We start from the raw sequence: 23,717 nt of genomic DNA, 5'->3' as shown, positions 1-23,717 counted from the left end.
TATGTCTTCCCCGCGAACGGGGAAGACATGGGTTCTATTGATATGATCAGGCGGCGATGAACTCGTTCCAGCGGCGGACCATGTAACGGTCCTCGTCCATCACAGAGTTCCAGCAGGCAACCTTGCCCATGCGCTCTTCGAAGGAGCCGCCGTCGCGTACGGCACCGGCCTTTTCCATCACCTTGCCCTCAGGAGACATGATGTCGCCCTGGGCTGGCTTGCCTTCGATCCAGTAACCCCATTCATCCGCGGACATGAAGTTTTTGGCGGTTTCCATGCAGGCCGAATAATAGCCCTGGCGATTCAGGTAGCCGCCGACCCAGCCAGACGTGTACCAATTGATGTATTCATAGGCTGCATCGAGCTGCGCGCCCTTCAGATGCGCAGCAAGACCCAGTCCGCCGCCCCAGGCGCGGTAGCCTTCCTTCAGCGGTTGATATTTGCAGGCGATGCCCTTGGAGCGAACAGCGGCAACGGCTGGCGACCACATGGACTGGATGACGACTTCACCAGAGGCCATCAGGTTGACGCTTTCATCGAAGCTTTTCCAGAAGGCGCGGAACTGGCCGCTCTGCTTGGCCTTGATCAGGAAATCGATGGTCTTGTCGATCTCGGCCTTGGTCATGTTGCCCTTGTCGGCATATTTGATATTGCCCATGGCTTCCATGATCATCGCGGCATCCATGATGCCGATCGATGGAATGTTGAGGATCGACGTCTTACCCTTGAAAGCGGGGTCCATGATATCGGCCCAGCTGGTGATGTCGCGGCCAACGAGGTCTGGGCGAATGCCGAGCGTGTCAGCATTGTAGATGGTCGGCACCATCGTCATCCACTCGGTCGGAGCCTTGGCGAAGGTTTTCGCGCCGGGCTTTTCGATGAAGCCGACGGTGTGTGGCGCTGTACCCTGGGCAATGACGCTATCCGGCTTCAGTTTGCCGTTGATGAACAGCGGTACGATCTTGTCGTAATATTTGAGCTTCTTGACTTCCATTGGCTGCAAGACGCCTGATGGGAAGACCTTCTTGGCGATCCAGTATTCGACATCGGCAATGTCATAGGAGTTCGGCTGGGTCACGGCGCGCTGGGCGGCGGCGTCGGAATCCGTTGCCGTCATTTCCAGCGTGATGCCGAGGTCGGCCTTGCATTTTTCGGCGATGGCATTGATGTTTGAAACGCCGGTGCCGAATTGACGAAGGGTGATCTTGGTCTGTGCCCAGATGGTGGGAAAGCCAGTGATGGCGCCGGAACCGGCGGCAAGACCCGCTGCGGCGGCCCCAGTCTTCAAAAGTGAACGGCGGGTCACGCCGGATTTTGGCTTTTTGGTATCAGTCATGGAAGTTCTCCTCTGGTTATTGGTTGATTATTTCAACGCCGGTTTGCCGAGAACGATGGCGTCATCGGCCTCCCAGCAAACGGCAATGGCTTCGCCTACCTTGACCGGATGTGCGTGGAAGGCGGCATCGGTCAGGATGGCGGTAAAGTCTTCAATGCCCGCACCGCTCAGCATCAGCTTCACGGTGGAACCTCGATATTCGACATTGGTGACAGAGCCGGTGAAGCCAAGGCCCGGGACCTGGCTCTGGCCGATCCGCACATGGTCAGTGCGCACCGCTATGTCGGTGGGTTCTCCGATGGCGGCTTTGCCGGAAGCTGCGAAATCCGCCCCCCCTGCGACTGATATCATTGCGATCTCATCGGAAACGCTGGTGACTCGGCCTGAAATGACATTGTGATCGCCCATGAAACGGGCGACGAAGGCTGAGGCCGGGCGCTCGAACACGGTGCGGGGATCGGCAGCCTGTTCGATGCGGCCATCGTTCATGATAACGATCAGGTCAGCAAGCGCCATGGCCTCTTCCTGGCTATGGGTCACATGCACGAAGGTGATGCCGAGCGAGGTTTGGAGTTTCTTCAGTTCGGCCCGCATGCGGATTTTCAAAAACGGATCGAGTGCAGACAGTGGCTCGTCCAGAAGAAGCGCTTCCGGATCGGTAATCAAGGCGCGTGCCAGCGCCACACGCTGCTGCTGTCCGCCGGAAAGCTGGGCGGGGCGGCGGTCGGCATAGGCCTCCAGTTGCATCAATTGCAGCATCTCCATCGCCTTGGCGCGGCGGGTGGCTTTGTCGATGCCCTTCATTTTCAGGCTGAAAGTAACATTTTCAGTGAGGTCGAGATGAGGAAACAACGCATAGGACTGGAACATCATCGCCGTGCCACGTGCGGCGGGCGCGAGATCGGTGATGTTGGTGTTGCCCAGCAGGATATCACCTGTCGTGACGGTCTCGTGTCCGGCAATCATCCGTAACGTCGATGTCTTGCCGCAACCGGAAGGGCCGAGCAGGCAGCAATAGGTGCCAGCTGGAATTTTCAGGCTGATGCTGTGGACGGCTGTCGTATGGCCGTAAACCTTGGTAACGGCGGCAATATCGATGGCGGCGGCTTGTTTCATGCTGCGATCCCTTGATGACCGCTGCTTTACATGCATCTTACGTGCCAGATGCTTGTGGCCTTTGGAAAACCTAGAAAATCCTGTCGGCTTCCACTGAATACCCACGGAATTTTTCGGGTCGTCATCACTGTTGCGCAAAAATCGTGCGATTGTTTGCATTCATTGGTCAAATTGTACGCAATAGATTTCTTGCCTGTCAGCAATCAGTGACTTTCCGAGTTTGTCAGTTCAATGTACAAAGGCAGGCATCAGCACGGGTGACGCTATGAAGCTTGACGAAAAAATCAGTTTTCACGATTCAAATTTGGAAGACCGTGCGTTCACCATCCGCGAATCCCTACGAAATGCGATTATCGACCGGCGTTTAACGCCCGGAACCAAGCTTTCCGAGGCGGAAGTGGGCCTTCTGTTCGATGTCAGTCGCACCGTTGTGCGCAGTGCTCTGCAAATGCTTGCATTCGAAGGGCTGATAAAGACGGAACGAAATAGGGGTGCTTTTGTATCCAATCCAAGCCCCGAAGAAGCAGTGCAGGTTTTCGCCTGCCGCCGAATGATCGAACCTGGTATTGTTCTGGCAGCTGTCGAGCGGCTGACGGAGGACGATCTGGTCGCTTTTCGTGCCCAGTTGGAAGATGAACAACGCCATCTGCACCAGCGCGGGCCTGCGGCGAGGCGCGCCGAAATAAAGGCCTCGGGCGATTTCCATCTGATGCTGGCCAAAGTTGCCGGCAATGCCATCCTGCAAAAATTCATGGATGAATTGGTGGCCCGATCATCGTTGGTCATCGCCCTTTATGGTGGATCTGGCGTTTCCAGTTGCGGTCATAATGAGCATGAACAGATACTTGAGGCTCTTGTGGAGCGGGATGCCAAGCGTGCAAGTGCGCTGATGCTGCATCACATTGATCATATCGAAGCGGATCTGGATTTGCGGGTGCGGGAAGGTCTGGCATTGAAGGATGCCTTGGGACTTTAGCGCCGTTTTGGCCTTTTTATGGACGAGTTGTCAGGCTCAAGTCAGCGTTTAATGTTTCAGGTGCTAGTCAGGCAAGGATGCGAGTCGTAGATCTTGAATTTGGTATTGGAGAGAATAGTCTGTCCTGGGCAGCGATTCCACCGCCTGACAGATCAAAATAGTGCGGCGGGTTTTTGAAATGCTCTATCCAGTGAGGTTCGTCTATCGTCGGTCCTCGGTTAAATTCGGCAGTACGACCATGCGGTCATTTCAACTGTCCAGGTTGACGAGGCCCTATCTCGGCGACAAATACCGGTTTGAAATGGCGGCCCTGCCGAACAAGCGAATACCTGTATTGCAAATGCTATGGGCTAGCCTTCAGCCTAAAGATGCGATTTATGTGTTTACCAAGCGTGCGGCGCTTTCCATTGGCGCATCGGCGCTGGAAATTCTGCATGGCCGAAGCCGGGGCATATGTTTCGACTATGTCGATACGCCGCTGGATAAGATGGTTTTCAATCATGTCGATATGCATCTCGCCAGTTCACATATGGCGCGTGATGCAATGCACGCCAGACTGACAAACACGCCTGGTGCAAAAGGGCAGGTTGGACTGCTGTTGCATGGTGCCGATGAACGCATCTACGCCATGGGCAACCAGCGCCATACCGATTATCGCGCCGGTTATTTCGGCTTTCTGAAAAATACCGTCAGGACGCCTCAAATTGAAAAATCAGTCGATTTTCATGACGCGGCTTTCAGCGATTCCATGCGCCAGATCATCGCGCGTATGGGGGACTATAGTTTGCATTACTGCATTCGCGCGCCCCAGACGGAAACGTTGGCGAGGTGTTATAAACCCTTTACCAAGGGTGTGATCGCGGCGGCCTGTGGTGCAAATGTGCTGGTGAATGCGGCTCAGGACGATGCCCTTGCATTTCTGGGTGAGGATTATCCCTATCTCGTCCAAGGAGAAGGGGAGGACGAGATTATCGATGTTTTGCAACGGGCGCGAAGCACCCATGGTAAAAATGACTGGCTGCGCGCCCGCCGCGCCATGGACCATTTTCTGGATCAAGTCAGCCCAAAAGCAATGGCCATGCAGATGGATGAAATATTTACGACTTTGCTGAGATAATAAAGACTTGCTAGACCGGTCAGATGTGATCGGAATTATATGAAATTGTAATAACTGCTGGATGGTCTAGGTCTGGGATCGGCGGGGGTTGGAAATGGAGAATAAGCGTAGAGATCATCGAGTCCGAACCTTACAAGCGGCGCGCATAATCTTGAAAAACGGGTTTTCGACCTTTAGCTGCACCGTCAAGAATATTTCCTCCGGTGGCGCGAAACTGGCTGGAGATAATTTTGTCAATGTTCCCGATGAGTTCGATTTACTGATGGATGGCGGGCGCAAGGTCCATTGTGTCGTCCGGTGGCGGAAAATAACGGAAATCGGCGTGGAATTCGCCTGACCGGCACTCAGAAGCGTACCGCATGTGGAAAAGTTCAACAGCAGGCCATGATTGAGTTCAACAGCAGTGCTGTCGATATTGCTCGCGACCTGATTGGCGCCGAGCTTTTCGTGGAGGGTGTCGGCGGCATGATTGTCGAAACCGAGGCCTATGAACGTGACGATCCGGCATCCCATAGCTTTCGAGGGCTCACACCGCGCAATAATGCAATGTTTGGTCCAGCCGGACATATCTATGTCTACCGTTCCTACGGCATCCACTGGTGCTTTAACATCGTTTGCCGACCCGGCAGTGCGGTTCTGATCCGGGCGCTCGCGCCAAGCCACGGCTTGGATGTCATGCAAGCGCGGCGTGGCAACGTGGCGCCACGTTTTCTATGTGCAGGTCCGGGCCGTCTGGCTCAGGCATTGGGCATAACCGTTCAACATAATGGCTTGCCTCTCGCCTTACCACCATTTCAGCTTGTGCCTGCCAAAACCCTTCCAAGCGTGGCGATTGGTCCTCGCATTGGCATTACCAAAGCGATAGATCACCCGTGGCGCTTCGGTTTGGCGGGGTCTAAATTTCTAAGCAAGCCTTTCCCGGCTGCCCTCTAGCGCCATATCCGCCAGACGGATTATGGTTTCGTGTTGATGAGCATGCAAACGACTGGATAAGCTGATGGTGCTGGTACTGGATGCCGTTAAAAAAACATACCGCACATCGGAAGGTCCTTTGGAGGTTCTCAAAGGTGTCAGCCTGACCCTGGCCGCAGGGCGAACCATGGCATTGACCGGGGAATCCGGCAGCGGAAAAAGTACATTGCTTCATCTGGCGGGCGGGCTGGACAGCGCCGATGCCGGGAAGCTTTGCGTGGATGGGGAAGATATCGATGCGCTCGATGATAAAGGTCGGGCACGGTTGCGCCGTGGCACAGTCGGGCTGATTTTTCAACAGTTTAACCTGATCCCTTCATTGGATGTGCGGGCCAATCTTGCCTTTCATGCCCGGCTGGGTGAGCGTTACGATGGGCAATGGCAGACGGAATTGACGGAACGCCTTGGGCTTGCGGCGCTTCTGTCGCGCTATCCCGAGCAGCTCTCCGGCGGCCAGCAACAGCGTGTCGCCATCGGCCGGACGCTTGCGGTTCGGCCAAAACTGGTTCTGGCCGATGAGCCGACGGGAAATCTCGACGAAGAGACGGGCAATGCGGTCATGGCTTTGATGTTATCTCTGGTGCGGGAGACGGGTGCGGCCTTGTTGATGGTGACACATTCACCCCGGTTGGCTGCCATGCTGGATGAAAACTTGCATTTGCGTGCCGGGCGGGTGGCCTGATGCTGCGCACCGCTTTTCTGGCTTTGCTGTCGCATTGGCGGCGCAAGCCGCTTCAATTGGCCATGCTGCTCCTCGGTTTGTCGCTGGCGACAGCACTTTGGTCGGGGGTGCAGGCGATCAATGCCGAAGCGCGGGCCTCTTATGCGCGGGCCGCCGCCATGCTTGGGCAAAATCGCCTGTCGGATATCCAAAGCAAGGATGGCAGGCCCATACCCATCTCGACCTATGTCGCGCTGCGTCGAGCGGGGCTGCTGGTTTCCCCGGTTCTTGAAGGGGAGATGCGACTTGGAACGTTTCGCCTGCGGTTGATCGGCATAGATCCCCTAACGATCCCGTCGGTAGCCCAGCCTGTCGATTTGCGTGGTGATGGCAATATCAATCGTTTCCTGCTGCCCCCAGGGCAGATTGCTGTTTCGCAAGCGACCGCAGATGCCCTCCAGGGGCAATCGCTGCCGCCACTTGATATCGTCAAGGATCTGCCTTTTGCGACCGGCTTTACCGATATAGGCAGGGCGCAAGCCTTGTTGGGGCAGCGGGATGGGTTGACCCGGTTGATCGTCTCGCCGGAACAGCCGATTTCGCAACAGCAACTGGCGGCATTGGCGCCTGATCTGCGCCTGAAATCCCCCGATGGTGAAGGGGATCTTGCCCGGTTGACGGACAGTTTTCATCTCAACCTGACGGCCTTCGGACTGCTGTCCTTCGTGGTCGGCCTGTTCATCGTCTATGCGGCCGTGCGGCTGGCTTTCGAGCAGAGACGGCCCACCTTTCGCACGCTTCGATCTCTTGGTCTCTCGGCCAGCACCTTGATGCTCCTGCTTTTCCTGGAACTGCTGGTCTTTGCATTGGCCGCGGGCGTCGCGGGCGTGGCGCTTGGCTATGTCGTAGCCTCTGTCTTGCTGCCGGATGTGGCACTGACACTCAGGGGCCTTTATGGCGCCGATGTTCCTGGTACGCTGGCTTTTCGGCCCCAATGGTGGGTGACAGGCATCGGTATTGCCGTGGTCGGCACGCTGGCGTCCGCCGGGCAAAGTCTCTGGCAGGTCTGGCGCATGCCCTTGCTGGCCCCGGCCAAACCGCGCGCCTGGGCCATCGCATCGGAGCGTGCCTGGTTTCTCCAGGCGCTGGCGTCCGCCGTGCTATTTGCGGTGACGCTGATCTTGATGAAATTCGGCAATGGCTTGGTGGCTGGTTTTGCTACACTGGGAGCGCTTTTACTGGCCTCGGCTCTGGCCTTGCCGGTCATTCTGGTGCCCGTGTTGCGGTTGATGCAGTCCCTGGCAAAACGACCGGTGTGGCAATGGTTCTGGGCCGATACCCGCCAGCAATTGCCCAGCCTGTCCCTCGCCTTGATGGCGCTTCTTCTGGCGTTATCGGCCAATGTCGGGGTTGGAACCATGGTTTCCAGCTTTCGTCTAACCTTTGTCGGCTGGCTGGATCAAAGACTGGCGGCTGAGCTATACGTGACGGCGCGCAACGATGGCGAGGCCGAGCGTTTGCAGGCCTGGCTTGCCCCTCGGGTAAAGGCTGTGCTGCCAATCTGGAATGCGCAAGGAGAAGTCGGCGGTAAAACCGCGGTTATTCATGGCGTGGTCGATGATGCGACCTACCGCGATCACTGGCCGATGCTTGCCGCCACGCCGGATGTGTGGGGCAGGTTGGCCCGAGGTGAAGGGGCCTTGATCAATGAACAGATGATGCGCCGCGAGGGCTTGGCGGTGGGTGATGAGATCACGCTGCCCGGTGGCTGGAAGCCCCGTATTCTCGGTGTCTATTCCGATTACGGTAATCCCAATGAGGATGTGATCGTCGCTCAATCGGAATTGGTCAGCCGTTTTTCCGATCTCTCGCGCTTGCGGTTCGGGCTGCGGATACGGCCAGAACAGACCGGCGCGCTGCGTGAGGCTTTAATGACTGAATTCGGCTTGCCGCCCGATAACGTCGTGGATCAGGCCGTGATCGAGGCGCGATCACTGGCGATTTTCGAAAAGACCTTCGCTGTGACAGCCGCTCTCAATGTGTTGACGCTGGGGGTCGCGGGGCTTGCGATGTTTGCCAGCCTCATGACGCTGTCAGGCATGCGGCTGCCCCAGATCGCCCCGGTCTGGGCAATGGGTCTGACCCGTCGCGCGATAACCGGGTTGGAACTTGCCCGTACTCTTATCCTCGCAGGCTTTACACTCGTTGCCGCGCTGCCTGTGGGACTTGGACTGGCCTGGGTTTTGTTGGCGATAGTCAATGTCGAGGCCTTTGGTTGGCGCTTGCCAATGCATGTGTTTCCAGTCCAGTGGCTATGGTTGGGAGGGTTTGCACTGTTGGCCTCGCTGCTCTCGGCACTGATCCCACTTGCTGGTATTGCCCGATTGAAGCCATCGGATTTATTGAAAGTCTTTGCCAATGAACGCTAACATTCGTCGGTTCATGATTTTCGTTCTGGCGCTGCTGCTTGGCGGTAATCCGGTTTTCGCCCAGGGCTTTGCCGGTCTTGGTGCGAAGGCTGGCGATGGTTTCGCCTTGCCGCAGCCAGGCCAACCGCTTGCGTTTCCAATGGATCATGGCCCGCACCCGAATTACCGGATCGAGTGGTGGTATGTGACGGCCAATCTGACCGGGCCGGATGGGCGTGATTACGGAGTCCAATGGACGCTGTTTCGTTCAGCATTGAAACCGGGCGAGGCGGAGGGCTGGAACAGTCCACAAATCTGGATGGGCCATGCGGCCTTGACAACGAAGGACCATCATTACGCTACGGAAAAATTTGCGCGTGGAGGAATAGGTCAGGCGGGCGTGGCGCTTGGGCCGTTTTCCGCCTGGATCGATGATTGGTCGCTCACGACAAGACCACAGACGGGAAACAATGGCGATGTCTTGTCTTCCCTGACCATGAAGGCCAAGGGCGCCGATTTTTCCTACGATCTCTCTTTGCAGGCCACTGGCCCCCTAGTGGCTCAGGGAGATCATGGCTACTCGGTGAAATCAGCGGAAGGGCAGGCGAGCTATTATTATTCCCAGCCCTTCTATGAGGTGAACGGTATCTTGAACCTGCCTGACGGCCCTGTCCCCGTGACGGGCAAGGCTTGGCTGGACCGGGAGTGGTCCTCGCAACCGCTCTCCGCCGACCAGAAAGGCTGGGATTGGTTCTCCCTCCACTTCGAGAACGGTGCAAAACTGATGGGTTATCATCTGCGTGGCAAGGGTGACGATTATACCGTCTCCACCTGGATCACGCCACAGGGTGTGCCGGAGCCAATGCGCCCCGGTGCGCTCAAGCTGACGGTGGTAAAACAAACGCAGGTCGCGGGTCGCACCATGCCAGTGGAGTGGCAACTGGAACTGCCCGAAAAAGCCATGTCGATCCGCACGACGCCCGTAAATGCGCAAAGCTGGATGCCCCTGGCGTTTCCTTATTGGGAAGGCCCGATCCGCTTTTCGGGCAGTCATGCTGGTACAGGCTACCTTGAAATGACCGGATATTGAACCTGAATTCCGACGGTCTTCTGTTCGTATGGCATGCACTTTGCTTTATAGCATTTACAGTAGGTCGTACGGCCGCCTCATGATAATCATGAGGCGGATTGGCAAGGGCAGGCGTATGGGCAGCATTTGTCCGCTTCGTCCGGCAAGGAGAACGGTGATGGCAGCTTATTCGATCATCCTGGGGCGGGAACGCCATGTATTCGACGATCTGAAAAGCCTGATGGCCTGCGCTTCCCCACCAAAGTCCGGGGATCAATTAGCCGGGATCGCCGCAAGCAGCAATGAACGCCGGGTCGCGGCCCGCTATGTGCTTGCCGATCTTCCCTTGAAGACTTTTCTTCAGGATATGCTCATCCCCTATGAGATCGACGAGGTTACCCGGTTGATCATCGATAGCCATGACGTCGCAGCGTTTGCGCCTGTCTCCCATATGACCGTTGGTCAATTTCGTGACTGGTTGCTGTCTTATGAGGCAACGAGCGAGGTTCTGGCCGCGCTTGCCCCCGGTCTCACACCAGAAATGGTGGCGGCTGTTTCCAAGCTGATGCGTAATCACGATCTGATCACGGTTGCGGCGAAATGCAGTGTTATCACCGCATTTCGCTCGACAATCGGGCTTTCGGGCCGGCTTTCCAGTCGGTTGCAGCCCAACCATCCGACCGACGATCCGGAGGGGGTGGCTGGCTCGACCTTGGATGGTCTGCTCTATGGTGTTGGCGATGCGGTGATCGGCATCAATCCGGCCAGTGATAATCTCGAAGCCTGTACAAGGTTGATGCATCTGTTCGACAAACTCAGGGAGCGCTTCGAAATACCGACACAGTCCTGTGTCCTGACCCATGTAACAACCTCAATCCAGGCGATTGAGGCAGGCGCACCGCTTGATCTCGTCTTTCAGTCGGTGGCGGGGACGCAGGCCGCCAATCAGGGCTTTGGCGTCGATCTCGCGGTGTTACGCGAAGGGCGCGAGGCGGCGCTGTCGCTGAAACGTGGCACCGTTGGCGACAATGTCATGTATCTGGAGACCGGGCAGGGCAGCGCGTTGTCGGCTGATGCCCATCATGGCGTCGATGAACAGACGTTGGAGGTGCGGGCTTATGCCGTGGCGCGGGAGGTCAAACCGCTGCTGGTCAATACGGTCGTTGGCTTCATCGGGCCGGAATATCTTTACGATGCCAAGCAGATTATCCGCGCCGGTCTTGAAGATCATTTCTGCGGCAAATTGCTGGGCGTGCCGATGGGCGTCGATGTCTGTTATACCAACCATGCCGAAGCTGATCAGGACGACATGGACAATCTGATGGTGCTCCTGACGGTTGCTGGTGTGAATTTCCTGATTGCCGTGCCGGGTGCAGACGATGTCATGCTCAATTATCAAAGCCTGTCCTATCATGATATTGTCGGTCTTCGTCACCAGTTCAACCGTCCGCCCGCGCCGGAGTTCGAAGCCTGGCTGAAGCGGATGGGGATGATTGATCGGTCCGGTCGACTGGCGCCATTGCCCCAATCCAATGCTTTTTCTCGTAACCTTCTATCTTACAAGGCATCGGCATGAGCAATTCCGTCGATTTCGACCCGTTTGCAAGGTTTCGCAGCGCCACTCGGGCGCGCATAGGCCTTGGCCGGGCAGGCGATGCGATGCCAACACATGCCGTTCTGGAGTTTCAACTGGCCCACGCCAGGGCGCGCGATGCCGTCCATGGGGAAGTGGATTTCGAGAAACTGGCGACCGCGCTGGCTCCCATCGAAACAGTGCTGGTCCATTCCTTGGCAAAAGATCGGGCAACCTACCTGACCCGGCCCGACCTTGGACGTATGCCGGATCGCCATGACCTTCCGGCACCGGGCAAGACCTACGAAATCGCCTTCATCATCGCCGATGGTCTTTCGGCAGCTGCGGTGGAGCGCCATGCCGTTTCGGTCTATGAAGCCACGGTGCGCCGGCTCGGAGGGTTTTCAGTCGCCCCGGTTATCCTTGGAAAGCAGGCGCGTGTCGCTTTCGGCGATGAAACCGCGGCGGCTTTCGGCGCGCAAGTGGCTATCGTTCTGATTGGGGAGCGGCCCGGTCTCAGCGTTCCCGATAGTCTTGGCGCCTATATTACGTTTGGGCCGCGTAAAGGACGACGCGATAGTGAGCGCAACTGCATTTCCAATATTCATGACGACGGATTGTCTTATGAATCGGCGGCGGAAAAGATTTCCTGGCTGGTGAAGGAGGCCTTACGGTTGAAACTCTCAGGTGTTGACCTGAAGGAAAACGCCGTGGATGGCATCTCACTCCCGCATGGCGCGAAATCCTTGACCTAAATAACTGATAAAAAATAATTTTAATCTCTGAGCACTTTGATTAGCCCAGCTTTTCTTGAGCGTCAGGGGCGGACTTGACGCGACTCGCTGTATGCGGCACATTTACGATGAAATGCTTGATATGCCTTCTGTTGCCGTAACAAGCTGTGTATGCTGTTAATTTTCCGCTGACGCGTATATCATTTCAGAAAAGAATCAGTCAGTTTGCGCGGTGACGAAAGTTTAGGCGGATGCAAGCGTGGAATGGTCGAATCGTTCGAAGCTAGGGCCGGCGCTTTATCGGGAGAATGAACATGGCGGTTGCGTCCAGCACGGCGACTGAACAACAGGAGACGAATTTGCGCCCCGCCGATGAGACCATTGCCGAAGACGCGCGCGCCCTTTCAGCCCAGTTGAAGGCCATGCGGGAGCGGTTGTTTGCGCCATCGTCGCGCAAAACCCTGCGGACTTTCACATCTGGAGAGGCGGCACGTCTCGTAGGAGTCTCGGACGGCTACTTGCGGCAATTGTCGCTAGCCGGTGAAGGCCCTGCGCCGGTCGTTGGGGCAGGGGGGCGCCGTTACTATTCGCTCTCTGATATTGACGCTCTACGCCATTACCTGGCAGAACAGGCGATGATAAAAGGCAATGTTTCCAAGGCCCGTTCCTATGTGAAATGGCGTGATGCCGAACGTGGTGAGCATTTGCAGATCATTTCCGTGACAAATTTCAAGGGTGGCTCCGGTAAAACCACCTCGGCCGTCCATCTGGCGCAATATCTGGCCATGACCGGACACCGGGTTCTAGCGGTCGATCTCGATCCGCAGGCATCGCTTTCGGCTTTGTTCGGCTATCAGCCGGAACTCGATCTGGTCGGCAATGACACGATTTATGGCGCCATTCGCTACGACGATGAAGTCAGGCCGTTGCGGGAGATCATCCGCAAGACCTATTTTCACAATCTCGACCTGCTGCCCGGCAATCTGGAATTGCAGGAATTTGAGCATGTGACGCCGCGTGCCTTGGCGGAGCGAAAGACGGGCGATGCCAAGAGCCTGTTTTTCGCCCGTGTCCAGAATGCCTTGCACAGCGTGGCGGATGATTATGATGTCGTGGTCATCGACTGCCCGCCGCAGCTTGGGTATCTGACATTGTCGGCGCTTTGTGCATCAACATCGGTGATTGTCACCGTGCATCCGCAAATGCTGGATGTGGCGTCCATGAGCCAGTTCCTGTTCATGACATCGGATCTTCTCGGGGTGGTGCGTGAAGCGGGCGGCACGCTGAATTTCGACTTTCTGCGCTATCTTGTGACCCGGTTTGAGCCGAATGATGGCCCTCAGGCGCAAATTGTCGGTTTTCTGCGGTCGCTGTTCGGGGAACGCGTGTTGACCTCTCCGATGGTCAAATCCACGGCGATTTCCGATGCCGGATTGACCAAACAGACGCTTTACGAAGTCGGGCGCGAGAATTTCAGTCGCGGTACTTACGACCGTGCGATTGAAGCGCTGGAATCGGTAAATGCCGAAATCGAACAGTTGATCCACACGGCGTGGGGACGCAAAGAATGATTGGAAAAAACCGAAAAAGCGAGTTGCGCGCGCTGTTTTCCGATCCAGGATCGGGGGCAAGTTCAGAGACTTCGGAACCCTCTGTTTCGCAACCAACGGCGTCCGGCGAACCGCGTAGCGCAGACACTGTTGAAGAACAGTCCCCCGCAGCGCCTGTGGCGCGCGCAGCCTCCGGGGCGATAAAGGCAATGGGATTGACGTTGTCCTCCATCACCAGAGAGGCGGAGGAAGCGCGTGCGTTGCGGCAGGCGATTGATGAGGGCGAAAGGGTCATTTCCCTTGCTACGGATAAGATCGATGCGTCCTTCGTTTCAGATCGTCTGAGTGATGAGGAACGAGACGATCCCGATTTCATCGCGCTGGTTTCCAGTATGCGCGAGAGTGGCCAGCAGGTTCCGATCCTCGTGCGGCGTCATCCTCTTAATGACGACCGCTATCAGGTTGCCTATGGTCACCGCCGCTTAAGTGCTGCCAAGCGCCTCGGTATCGCGGTCAAGGCGCTTATCCGGCCCTTGAGCGACGACGAGCTTGTGCTGGCGCAAGGCAAGGAAAATGCCGAGCGACGCAATCTCACCTTCATCGAGCGTGCATTGTTTGCCAAGGCGTTGGCCGATCGTGGTTTTGATAGAAAAGTTATCGGTGAAGCGCTTTCGGTGCAAAAAAGCGAGTTGTCGCGGCTTATTCAGGTCGCGGAAAGCGTACCAGAGCGCTTTGCTCGTGCCGTTGGACCAGCGCCGAAGGCGGGTCGCGAGAGATGGATGGCACTTGGCCAATTGCTTTCGAGCGAGCAGGGGCAGGTGAAAGCGGCTGGATTGGTGTCTACAGACGGATTTCGGATCGCCGCCACAGATGAGCGGTTTCAAAAACTATTCGATACGCTGTCCGGTAAGGCTCCTGTGGAGCGACCAGAACCTGAGGACATCAGGGGGCCAGATGGCCGTGTCTTCGCCCGTATTGGACGGCAAGGGCGGCGGCTGAAGATTGAATTTCTGGCGGAGGCCAATCCGGGGTTTGTCGATCAGTTCGAAATGCGTCTGGCGGCGGCTTATGCCGCCTATTTGGACGGAGAACACGACTAGAATGGGTTTGTATCCGGCTTTTGCTGGATACTTTAGACCTGCATTTTTGCAGCACTACTGCATGCCCCTTTAATCCCAAGGGATTTTAAGAGGACACTATGCAGAGGTTACAACGGGTTATGGCGCGTTGTGTTTTATCGAACGCAAGACGCCGTAAAGTGCAACGAGAAGGAAGCAATACGAGACAAGAAAAAAGGCCCCAAAACGTCACCATTTCGGAAGCCCTCTTCTATGTAGCAATTCAAGAGAATCACTTCTGGCCCCAAAAGTCAAGACATGACCTCATATTCGTGGGTCATGATGTATCTTTTTGCGTCTTGATTTTACGGCGCTGGTAGCAGCGTCAGGCCATAATGGTGCCTAGACAAAATGATGGAACAGTATCGACCACAATGTGGCGGTGCTTACGGCGTCGTGCGTTTTATCAAATGCTTATAAGATGCTGTAATCTTTAGATCTGCTGCGCAATTTCTCCGTAAGTCGGGTTCGATTTATGGAGTTATGCGTTAGATCGACCGTTGCATAATATGCTGAATTCCTCGGATTTCAGGTGGGAAACCTGTGGTTTCTATAAGAGATAAGATTGGTCTTAAATCTCGCTTTATAGCGCAGGACACGGTCAATTTCGCTTATACGACCAGTTGGTTGTCGATACTGTGGTGAGTTCAATTGTCTTGGATCCTTGAGATACCAAGCAATGAATTCGTGTGCGGACGGGATCCCTGCGTTTTATCAATAGGATGCCGTATCACTTCAATCTGCTGCGAAATATTCTCTTGGTCATGTGTCTTAAGTCAGGAATTGCGCAGTCGATTGATGGATTACCGACAGAGTGAACGGGGCTCAGTCCATCCACTTCCGGTGATCGTTAACCCGTCATGGTGGGTTGATTGAGTTTCAGTGTTTGTCATTTGGGCCTGCTTGTCTCCTTGTAGAGGGGACGCGACATTATGGAACGAGCTGCAACAACACCCTTTGGCGGCGGACGGATGTCTGGTCGCGTCCTAGCGCGACAAGCACGCATTGGCGAACGCCAAGCTGCTCTGCGGCAAAGCGAAGGCGCAAATTCTTCTGGTCGCGCTGACAAATGGCAATTGCTTCGCGCCTTAACCGAAGCGCGTGTTGTTTATGGTCTGGGTGACCGGACAATTTGCTTGCTTGAAGCGCTTGTCAGCTTCACCACCGAGCGCGAACTGGATGGCCGGGAACCGGTTATTGTCTTTCCATCCAACCGGGAATTGGCTTTTAGAGCAAGAGGAATGGCGCCAGCGACCATACGCAGGCACCTGGCATGCCTTGTCGATGCAGGCATGATCTTTCGGCGTGATAGCGCCAATGGCAAGCGCTATTGCCGGAGAGATGAAACTGGTGAAGTCGAGGATGCATTTGGCTTCGATCTAGCGCCGTTTGTGCTGAAAGCAGAAGAAATTTACAGCGCGGCCGAAAGCGCCCGTGCTGAAGCCAAGCAGTTCCGCGCCTTGCGAGGAGAAGTTACTGTTCTATCCCGTGATATTTCCAAAATAATCACACTCGCCCTTGAAGAAGGGCGAGCAGGGGATTGGGAAAGCTATTTGCTTTGCTATCAGTCTTTTTGCAAAACGCGCACAAGAATGAAATTCAGCAGCGATATGCAAATTCTCGCAGAGGAGCTGCGCGCACTGCTGTCAAAGGTGGAAAATGATTATCTTTCAAGCCTTTCTGAGGAAGAAATGAGCGGCAATGATCGTCAAAATGAGCGTCATCAACAGAATTCAAAATCAGAACTACAATTTGATAAAAGCGGCTATGAACATAAAACAGCGGAGCAGGTATCACCTCCCCTCGACCAACGCAGATTGGCTGTAAGCCTGAAAAGGTTGAAAACGCTTTGCCCACAAATCAACGATTACGCCAAAGATGGGATTTCTGAATGGAGCGATTTGATCAGGGCGGCTGACACTGTGAGGACGATGTTGGGCATCTCCCCTGATGCCTGGTTGAAGGCGAAACAAGCAATGGGTGAACAGGCCGCCGCAATTACAGTTTCGGTCATGCTTGAACGCGCCGAAGCAATTCGTTCCGCAGGCGGTTATCTCCGGACATTGACCGATAAGGCCGAGCAAGGGCAGTTCAGCGTTTATCCTATGCTGCAAGCGCTCGAGAAAAACCTGCCGCGTAGCCAATCTTAAAGCTGGGTGTCGTTGAGAAAATCTGAATGGGGTGATGCGACAGAGACTTTCTTTCCGTCGCATCCTTTTGAAGTTTAGGTTTCCGCGGCTCGCTCCACTGAGCTTGGAATTTCGGCGCATTGAGGTGGAACAAATATCGCGGCAGTGCGTTTGCCTATGACGCGAAACCTTATGGTCCTGAAGCGTAAGTAGACAACTCCGACCGTGACAACGGCCGTAACTATGCAGCAGGCAAGTGAAGCGTAATTCGGGTACGCGATCATCCGGCTGGGATACAGAAATATGCAGGGTTTCAAGAAGGCCAGCAGCCATCACCGCATTGGATCGGATCAGGTGATCAGGGTAGGCTATAATGCCTGGAAGACGGGTATTGCCTCTAAGGCGGGATTTTTGATTGATGGTGCGCAATATTTTCGCGCACTTGCGGATTCTCTATCTCGCGCTCAAGAGCAGATATTCATCATCGGTTGGGACTTTAACCCTGACATCCAGCTTATACCGGAAGATCAAGCTTCACCCACATTAGGTGAGTTCCTTATTTCGCTTGTCGAAAACAATAGCCGGCTCTCCATTCACATTCTTGTCTGGGCGATGGGTCCAATCTATTCTGGAAAATCCCTGCGCATGCTTGGGAAAACCGAACTGAAGTCGCATCCCAGGATCGACTTGCGGCTTGATACGCGGCATGCCGTTCGAGGTTCTCATCATCAGAAAATGGTGGTTATCGACGATGCGCTGGCGTTTATTGGCGGCATCGATCTGACTGCCAAGCGCTGGGATACGCCTGAACACCGCGCCGATCAACCTTTACGCTGCACGCCGAAAGGCGAACGGTATGAGCCGGTTCACGATGTGCAAATGACAGTTGATGGTGAAGCGGCCGAAGTAGCGGCTGAAATCGCCAGGCGCCGGTGGTGGCAGGCGACAGGTGACGATCTTGTGCGTCCACGCTGCTATTCTCATTCTTTTCCGCCGGCTGCACGCTATGTATTTAGCAATTGTGACATCGCTTTTGCGCGGACCGAACCGGCAATTCGCAGAAGCACATCCGTTCGTGAGACGTTACAACTGACCCTTGACTGCCTGTCGCGAGCAGAGAAGCTTATCTATATAGAAAGCCAATATTTTGCATCGAAAGATGTAGCCGATCTTTTGGCTTCTCGATTGAGTGAGCCGGATGGTCCTGAGGTCGTATTGATTTCGACCCTGAATTCGCATGGATTTCTCGAGAGAAAAGTACTGGGGGAAAATCGAGACCGAATGATCCGCAAGCTTAGACAAGCTGATAGATTTGGTCGGTTTCGTGCTTTCTATCCAGTTGTCCCAGATGAGAGCGGCAATACTAAGTGCGAGGAAGTCCTGGTCCATGCCAAGTTGATCATCATCGATGATGTTTTCATTCGCGTCGGATCGTCGAACCTGAACCAGAGATCGGTGGGCCTTGATACGGAACTTGACGTCGCTATCGAAATGCATAGCGACAAAGAACGACAGATCCTGGCCGACATGCGAAATGGTCTCCTTGGTGAGCATCTTGGTCTGCCGAGCACTGATTTGGCAAAAGCCCATCAAGAAGCTGGATCATTGGTGCGCGCCTTGGATCGAGTGAACGTTGGATTGCGTGGGCTGCGGACTTTTCCTGTCGGTGACGAGAACGGCAAAACAGGTTTGCATTTTGCTACGGGCCTTGTGGACCCAAAAGCACCTTGGTGGCCGTTGCAGTTGGTTTCTATTCCATTCTCGATTCTCAAGAAAATCCGACGCATGGCGATGGCGAAGTCAGGACTGAGCCAGGCCGATGGACAACAGCAGCGGATATCTGCCAACAACAGTTAAATTATATTTTTGAGCCCCACCGAGAGCTCTTGTGATTTGTAAATCACAAGAGCTTTTTCTATGGCGAGGCTTAGTATTCTTATGAATGCAGCCTATGACATCGTCAAAGAGTTGCTGCTTTCACTGTCTCATTTGACGAGGAATTATCCCGGCGTTCGCGGCGCGAATAATACCATTCACTGATGGCAAAGACCGGGATGCCGATTGCCAGCGGAATGAAAAAATACACAACGCGAAATGCAATGAGCGCGCCGATCGATGCGTCTTTGCCCATGATGAAAGAGATCGTCGCTTCCATTACGCCGAGTCCTCCAGGAACATGGGCAACCAGCGCCGAGAGGTTAGCCATGACATAGGCGGTTGTCGTTTCAAAAAAACCTGCGGACGATCTTGCCAACCAAAAAAGACAAGCGGCGACGGCGGTGAAATTGGCGATGCCAACAGCGACCTGGGCAAGGGCGATAGGCAGGGTTGGCAGTGAGAAGCGCCATTTGTATATTCGTATTTCACCTCGCAGCCAGGATGAGGCCACGAGATAGATGCCAATTGCAGCCAGACAGGCAAATCCAATCAGCCTCGCAGCGAAACTCCCCATGCCGCCGAGCTTGGCCGCACTCTGCGGAAACAGGGCAAGGCAAATGCCGGCCAATCCTATCAAGCCGATTCCGACGGTTGCGCCGCAAAAGAGAATGATTTTGGCGACTTCCTCGTTTTTGAGGCCCCAGCGCCGATAATACCGATAGCGCACCGCACCGCTGGACAGCGCCGCCAAGCCGACATTATGTCCGATAGAGAGGCTAACAAAAGACGCGACCGCGGCTTTTCGCCAGGACAAACGAGAACCGGCATAGAGAATGCCAAGATAGTCGAAGCCAGTCAGACAAAGGTAGGAGATGGCACAAAAAAATAATGACAGAGCAAAACCTGTCCAAGGGATGGCAGACAATGACATTTCGATATCGTTGAGGGAGAATTTGCTCAGCGCCCGGTAGCTCAGCCAGAGGGCTATTGCTGTCGCAGCAAGGAAAATGCCATTCAACAAAATCTTCTTTTGCATCAAATCCGTTCCGAGGTTGCTCTTCGTACAGGGAACGATTTCCCGCCTAAGGTGTTCCCTCGCCATGAGCTCCATATTTCGTCTCCTTACCTATAATATTCATAGCTGTATCGGCACAGACAGAAGACTTGATCCAGCCAGAATTGCCGAAGTGATCGCAACCACCGAAGCAGATATTGTCTGCCTTCAGGAAGTGGATGTCGGACGAAACCGAACCTCAGGAATTGATCAAGCGGACGTGATTGCTGGCTATCTCACCATGAAATCACATTTTCATTCCGCCTTGAATATTGCTGAGGAACGATATGGCGATGCACTTTTGACCAGGTTCCCGACCCGGATCGTCCATCAGGGCATGTTGCCATCACGCGGTGAGCAAAGGGGCGCGCTGTTGGTAGAGGTATCGATTGGAGAAATTGCTGTTAACGTCTGCGTGACACATTTCGGCTTACGGGCGGGTGAGCGAGCAGAGCAGGCAAGGGCGCTTTTGGGCGTGGAATGGCTCGGACCCTTGCTGGAGGCAGATGCTCCCATTGTGGTCGCAGCCGACTTGAATGCTGTCCCAAATTCAAAAGCTTTCAAACTCCTGGTGGCAAGATTGGCCGATGCCACGAAAGCTAACCTAAAGTCCGACAGCCTCAGTCGGTCGAAGCCGACATTTCCATCTCGCTTTCCATTCCTGCGGTTGGATCATGTTCTAATATCAGGTGGATTAAATATCCTTGAAGCACGGGTTATCGATACACCTTTGGCACGGCGGGCCTCAGATCATCTGCCGCTTCTTGTTACAATGCAAATTTGATTGCACTTCGCATGATAATATTGATTTAGTTCCATAATGTTGATTATCAATATTTACGACGTAAGGGGGGTGGGTTCAAGGATGAAGTGCGAAGGGATATCAATCCCCCGCATTTCGATTTTCCTACCGATGAACTGAACTGTGATCTGGCTCAGGGCCACAAACGGGCGTGTCTGTTGACATCCTTGTAAAGCAGATAGCGGAACCTGCCGGGACCGCCAGCGTAGCAGGCTTGTGGGCAGAAGGCGCGCAGCCACATGAAGTCACCGGCCTCGACCTCGACCCAGTCGTCGTTCAGTCGGTAGACGGCTTTGCCTTCCAGGACATAGAGGCCGTGTTCCATCACATGGGTTTCCATGAACGGAATGATGCCGCCAGGTTGGAAGCTGACGATATTCAGGTGGAAGTCATAGCGGATATCATTGGGATCGACGAACCGGGTTGTCCCCCAGGCTCCGCCGGTGTCAGGCATCATGGCAATTTCATGCTCGTCTTCATGGGTGAAGATTGCCGGTGGTGGCTCCAATCCCTCTACCGCTTGGAATGTCTTGCGAACCCAATGGAATTTTGCAGGCGCATCGCTGGTGTTGAGAACTGCCCATGTCGAACCGGCCGGCAGAAAAGCGAAAGATCCGGCACGAAGATCATGCTCAGTGGTTTCAAGAGTAAGTCTAAACGCACCTTCTACTACGAAGATCGCTGTTTGGGCTTGAGCATCTGGTTCCGGTCTTATGCTGCCTCCTCCGGGTTGGACTTCCATTACATATTGCGAAAAAGTTTCCGAAAATCCTGTCATGGGTCTGGCGATGATCCAGGCGCGGGTTTTTTCCCAATGCGGCAGAAGACTGGTGACGATGTCACTCATCACGCCTTTGGGAATGACCGCATAGGCGGTTTTGAAAACAGCCTTGCCCGAAAGCAACTGCGTCTGGGGCGGCAGGCCCCCATAATTGGTGAAATAACTGTTCTGGGTCATGCGGCCTCGGTTTTTCTCCGGATGAGTTCCTTTGTCTTGTATCGCATAAACCGAGCAACAGGAATCGTGAACCTAAGTCTTTTCCTTTGAAAACCTGCTTTGCAGGATATGGAATTTGGATAGTCGTGGATTTTCTGGGCTGAAAAATCCTTGAAATTGCCGAGCAAACGCCTTGAAACAGACGACTTACGGCTCCATCTTCAGGTCAACCCGTGGTCCGGGCCCCTCTGGCAGCAGCCGCCGGCGCTTCTGCGATGTCGGACCGTTTTCGACACATGCGCCGGCATAGGATTGTAGCCATGGTCTTGGTTCTGTCAGGTGGTTCGCGCGCTTTTTCCCAGGTCAATTGCTTGTCATCGATGGCGATAAACATCTCGCACCGCGCCGGTCGTGACTGCCGTTACCGTATCCCCGCCCCTAAGCTTTTGAATATCTTACGCTAGGAGCAGGGTTATGTTTACAGAAATCTTTGCCACTCTGATCAGCTTTTTTCTGATCGACCCGATAGAGGCGGATCTTCGCAGTCGCCTGGCGTCGATGAATTCATCGGCAAGTACAATAGAACAGGTGCAAACATGCGTGCGAGATTCAGCTCCGAAGTTACTACAACAAGCGCTTGATGATCCAAGCTGGGCTGTTGCCTCTGGCTTACGGATTTCTTTTGGCTGGACTACGCCGGTTGCGGTTGTCTCGGAAATTTCTCCCGAATGCCGGACCGCCTTCTCACTGCTTGGATCTGAGACCGGCGGCGATGTATAGACGATTTGAACAAGGACAGGTTATGACAAAACTTCACGACAGAGGACATGCGATGGTTCAGAGCGTTTCAGGGCTGGATTGGTGCCCAAAGGACGATACCACGTTCACAATCCGCGCCCGTCGGAATGTTTTGACGGGGTTCTGGGCCGGAGAGCGCCTGGGATTGCGCGGCCAGGAATTGGTGCTTTACGCCCAGGCCTTGCATGTGGAGGATCATCGATTGCCTGGTGATCTCGATCTTGTTGAAAAAATTCAAGCAGATTTCGCGTCGGCTGAAGTGGTAATCAGCACAGCCGATATTCACCTTGCGTTGCGCTCGGCGCATCAGCAAGCGCTACGGGATAGCGGTTGCACGGATTAAGATGATGATGATGTCTCGAAAGCCCGGTCCTGCCGCAGGTGACGACATTGTGCGGGGATCCGGCTTCCTGTTGGAGGTGCTGGAAACTGCTCGTTTGCGTGGTGGTATTTCCATTGGTGAACTGATCGGTCGGCGGGGTCGAATTGGGATAGCCTTCACCTTGCTGGTGCTTTGCCTGCCGACCCTGGTCCCCCTGCCCGGTCCTTTCGGGATGGTTTTCGGCACCTGCCTGGCATTCGTTGCTGTGCAAATGTTGTATGGTGCGGACCGGATCTGGCTCCCGGGTTTCATTGCGCGGCGAACGGTGTCGCTCAAGGTTGTGGAAACAATGGTGCGGCTCGGACGGCCCTGGGTGCTGAAACTCGAAAGCTGGCTGATCGCCGGGCGTCTGCCGTTTCTCACGGGCAAGACGGCGCGAATGATCCTGGCGCTGCCCATTCTCGTGCTGGCAGTGCTGATCTCCCTGCCAATTCCCTTTGGCAATACCGCTCCAGCGCTGGCAATCATCCTGATTGCTATCGCTCTTGCCGAGCGCGATGGCCTAGTGGTGATTTTTTCGCTCTTCGTTGCAGCTGGCGCCGGTGTCGTGACCTATTATCTCGTCACCGCCGCTGGAAACCTGCTGACCTGGGCATTCTAGCGCTTCTGCTGGTGGCGAAGGAGATTGTCTCTATTTTGCCATCGGTACGAATAGCCCGAGTTTGATATCCCGCAGCACGACATTGGTATGCATTCGGCGTATTTGCGGGTTTTCAGCCATGATAAGGGCGGCGATATCGTCGTAATGCTCAACGTCGCGGGCGGTGACGATTGCGATCAAATCGACCTGACCAGTGACATAATAAACCTGCTGAATATGATCCTGACGTTCCGACCAGGTGCGAAAGCGGGCAAGCGCATCGTAATTGTCGCGCTCAATCTCCATGCCGACGATAAACACCATGGGATGGCCGGTTATCTTGCGGTCCACCACCGCCACTTCACTTTTGATGATCCCCTCTTCCCGCAGCCGTTTCAGGCGTCTTTGTACCGCAGACAGAGAAAGTCCGATCTGTTCGGCAATAATCTCAGCCTTCAGCTGACAATTTCTCTGAATGATATCGATGATCTGGCGATCGAACCGATCCAATTGGTCCATGGGATGAT

22 protein-coding genes are annotated in these 23,717 nt (G+C 54.8%); 17 read left to right on the top strand and 5 right to left on the bottom strand.

The annotated features are described in order from the left end of the window. Positions 1-46: 46 nt before the first annotated feature. Both H1Y61_RS20765 and H1Y61_RS20760 read right to left on the bottom strand, forming a co-directional pair. Positions 47-1,336, bottom strand: a complete 1,290-nt coding sequence (locus tag H1Y61_RS20765) for an ABC transporter substrate-binding protein (protein WP_180574666.1) — start codon at positions 1,334-1,336, stop codon at positions 47-49. 27 nt (positions 1,337-1,363) lie between these two features. Next, positions 1,364-2,452, bottom strand: a complete 1,089-nt coding sequence (locus H1Y61_RS20760; RefSeq protein ID WP_180574665.1) for an ABC transporter ATP-binding protein — start codon at positions 2,450-2,452, stop codon at positions 1,364-1,366. Between the two features lie 265 nt (positions 2,453-2,717). Here H1Y61_RS20760 and H1Y61_RS20755 point away from each other — a divergent pair, with 265 nt between their 5' ends. The 13 genes from H1Y61_RS20755 (at position 2,718) to H1Y61_RS20695 (ending at position 18,616) form a co-directional block, all read left to right on the top strand. Then, on the top strand, positions 2,718-3,428 hold the full coding sequence (locus H1Y61_RS20755) for a GntR family transcriptional regulator (RefSeq protein ID WP_180574664.1): 711 nt from the start codon (positions 2,718-2,720) through the stop codon (positions 3,426-3,428). Between the two features lie 301 nt (positions 3,429-3,729). After that, complete coding sequence (locus H1Y61_RS20750; protein ID WP_180574663.1) at positions 3,730-4,545, top strand: hypothetical protein; 816 nt, start codon at positions 3,730-3,732, stop codon at positions 4,543-4,545. Between the two features lie 94 nt (positions 4,546-4,639). Beyond that, positions 4,640-4,882 carry a PilZ domain-containing protein gene (locus H1Y61_RS20745; protein WP_041698735.1) on the top strand — a complete coding sequence of 81 codons (243 nt, stop codon included), beginning with the start codon at positions 4,640-4,642 and terminating at the stop codon, positions 4,880-4,882. Positions 4,883-4,929: 47 nt separating this feature from the next. After that, on the top strand, positions 4,930-5,478 hold the full coding sequence (locus H1Y61_RS20740) for a DNA-3-methyladenine glycosylase (RefSeq protein WP_180575239.1): 549 nt from the start codon (positions 4,930-4,932) through the stop codon (positions 5,476-5,478). A 64-nt stretch (positions 5,479-5,542) separates the two neighbouring features. Next, complete coding sequence (locus tag H1Y61_RS20735; protein ID WP_012654494.1) at positions 5,543-6,199, top strand: ABC transporter ATP-binding protein; 657 nt, start codon at positions 5,543-5,545, stop codon at positions 6,197-6,199. Further along, entirely contained in the window at positions 6,199-8,607 is a 2,409-nt protein-coding gene (locus H1Y61_RS20730) for an ABC transporter permease (protein WP_180574662.1), read from the top strand. The genes H1Y61_RS20735 and H1Y61_RS20730 overlap by 1 nt, the downstream gene beginning before the upstream one ends. After that, positions 8,597-9,676, top strand: coding sequence for a lipocalin-like domain-containing protein (locus H1Y61_RS20725; RefSeq protein ID WP_180574661.1), 1,080 nt, complete (start codon positions 8,597-8,599; stop codon positions 9,674-9,676). Before H1Y61_RS20730 ends, H1Y61_RS20725 begins: the two co-directional genes overlap by 11 nt. A gap of 157 nt (positions 9,677-9,833) precedes the next feature. After that, positions 9,834-11,231 carry an ethanolamine ammonia-lyase subunit EutB gene (locus H1Y61_RS20720; protein ID WP_180574660.1) on the top strand — a complete coding sequence of 466 codons (1,398 nt, stop codon included), beginning with the start codon at positions 9,834-9,836 and terminating at the stop codon, positions 11,229-11,231. Further along, positions 11,228-11,983: an ethanolamine ammonia-lyase subunit EutC gene (eutC, locus tag H1Y61_RS20715; RefSeq protein WP_180574659.1), complete on the top strand. Its 756-nt coding sequence runs from the start codon at positions 11,228-11,230 to the stop codon at positions 11,981-11,983. Before H1Y61_RS20720 ends, eutC begins: the two co-directional genes overlap by 4 nt. Before the next feature lie 287 nt (positions 11,984-12,270). Then, complete coding sequence (gene repA, locus H1Y61_RS20710; protein ID WP_174113201.1) at positions 12,271-13,533, top strand: plasmid partitioning protein RepA; 1,263 nt, start codon at positions 12,271-12,273, stop codon at positions 13,531-13,533. Further along, on the top strand, positions 13,530-14,612 hold the full coding sequence (gene repB / locus H1Y61_RS20705) for a plasmid partitioning protein RepB (protein ID WP_180574658.1): 1,083 nt from the start codon (positions 13,530-13,532) through the stop codon (positions 14,610-14,612). Before repA ends, repB begins: the two co-directional genes overlap by 4 nt. 989 nt (positions 14,613-15,601) lie before the next feature. Next, positions 15,602-16,780, top strand: a complete 1,179-nt coding sequence (gene repC, locus H1Y61_RS20700; RefSeq protein ID WP_235680919.1) for a plasmid replication protein RepC — start codon at positions 15,602-15,604, stop codon at positions 16,778-16,780. Positions 16,781-17,062: 282 nt separating this feature from the next. Next, positions 17,063-18,616, top strand: coding sequence for a phospholipase D-like domain-containing protein (locus tag H1Y61_RS20695; protein WP_180574656.1), 1,554 nt, complete (start codon positions 17,063-17,065; stop codon positions 18,614-18,616). Positions 18,617-18,719: 103 nt separating this feature from the next. On the opposite strand, the gene H1Y61_RS20690 is transcribed toward H1Y61_RS20695, so the two are convergent. Further along, positions 18,720-19,673 (bottom strand): putative bifunctional lysylphosphatidylglycerol flippase/synthetase, encoded by a 954-nt coding sequence (locus tag H1Y61_RS20690; protein ID WP_180574655.1) that lies wholly within the window; start codon positions 19,671-19,673, stop codon positions 18,720-18,722. Positions 19,674-19,737: 64 nt separating this feature from the next. On the opposite strand from H1Y61_RS20690, the gene H1Y61_RS20685 reads away from it, so the two are divergent. Then, positions 19,738-20,475 carry an endonuclease/exonuclease/phosphatase family protein gene (locus tag H1Y61_RS20685; RefSeq protein ID WP_180574654.1) on the top strand — a complete coding sequence of 246 codons (738 nt, stop codon included), beginning with the start codon at positions 19,738-19,740 and terminating at the stop codon, positions 20,473-20,475. A gap of 151 nt (positions 20,476-20,626) precedes the next feature. Here H1Y61_RS20685 and H1Y61_RS20680 read toward each other — a convergent pair whose 3' ends face one another. Then, complete coding sequence (locus H1Y61_RS20680) at positions 20,627-21,451, bottom strand: bifunctional allantoicase/(S)-ureidoglycine aminohydrolase (protein WP_180574653.1); 825 nt, start codon at positions 21,449-21,451, stop codon at positions 20,627-20,629. 453 nt (positions 21,452-21,904) lie between these two features. Here H1Y61_RS20680 and H1Y61_RS20675 point away from each other — a divergent pair, with 453 nt between their 5' ends. From H1Y61_RS20675 to H1Y61_RS20665, 3 genes are read left to right on the top strand one after another with little or no spacing between them, the layout of a single operon-like run. Continuing rightward, complete coding sequence (locus tag H1Y61_RS20675) at positions 21,905-22,210, top strand: hypothetical protein (protein WP_174112179.1); 306 nt, start codon at positions 21,905-21,907, stop codon at positions 22,208-22,210. Between the two features lie 52 nt (positions 22,211-22,262). Continuing rightward, the gene (locus tag H1Y61_RS20670; protein ID WP_180574652.1) at positions 22,263-22,571 is read left to right on the top strand and encodes an ATPase inhibitor subunit zeta; all 309 of its coding nucleotides are present in this window, start codon (positions 22,263-22,265) and stop codon (positions 22,569-22,571) included. 4 nt (positions 22,572-22,575) lie between these two features. Beyond that, positions 22,576-23,211: an exopolysaccharide biosynthesis protein gene (locus tag H1Y61_RS20665; RefSeq protein ID WP_180574651.1), complete on the top strand. Its 636-nt coding sequence runs from the start codon at positions 22,576-22,578 to the stop codon at positions 23,209-23,211. Between the two features lie 30 nt (positions 23,212-23,241). Here H1Y61_RS20665 and H1Y61_RS20660 read toward each other — a convergent pair whose 3' ends face one another. Further along, complete coding sequence (locus H1Y61_RS20660) at positions 23,242-23,709, bottom strand: Lrp/AsnC family transcriptional regulator (protein WP_174112181.1); 468 nt, start codon at positions 23,707-23,709, stop codon at positions 23,242-23,244. Positions 23,710-23,717 lie beyond the last annotated feature (8 nt).

Origin of the sequence: Agrobacterium vitis, assembly GCF_013426735.1 — a bacterium.
GTDB lineage: Bacteria > Pseudomonadota > Alphaproteobacteria > Rhizobiales > Rhizobiaceae > Allorhizobium > Allorhizobium vitis_D.
The sequence above is the reverse complement of the archived record's forward strand: the minus strand, read 5'-3'. Positions and strand labels throughout refer to the sequence as shown.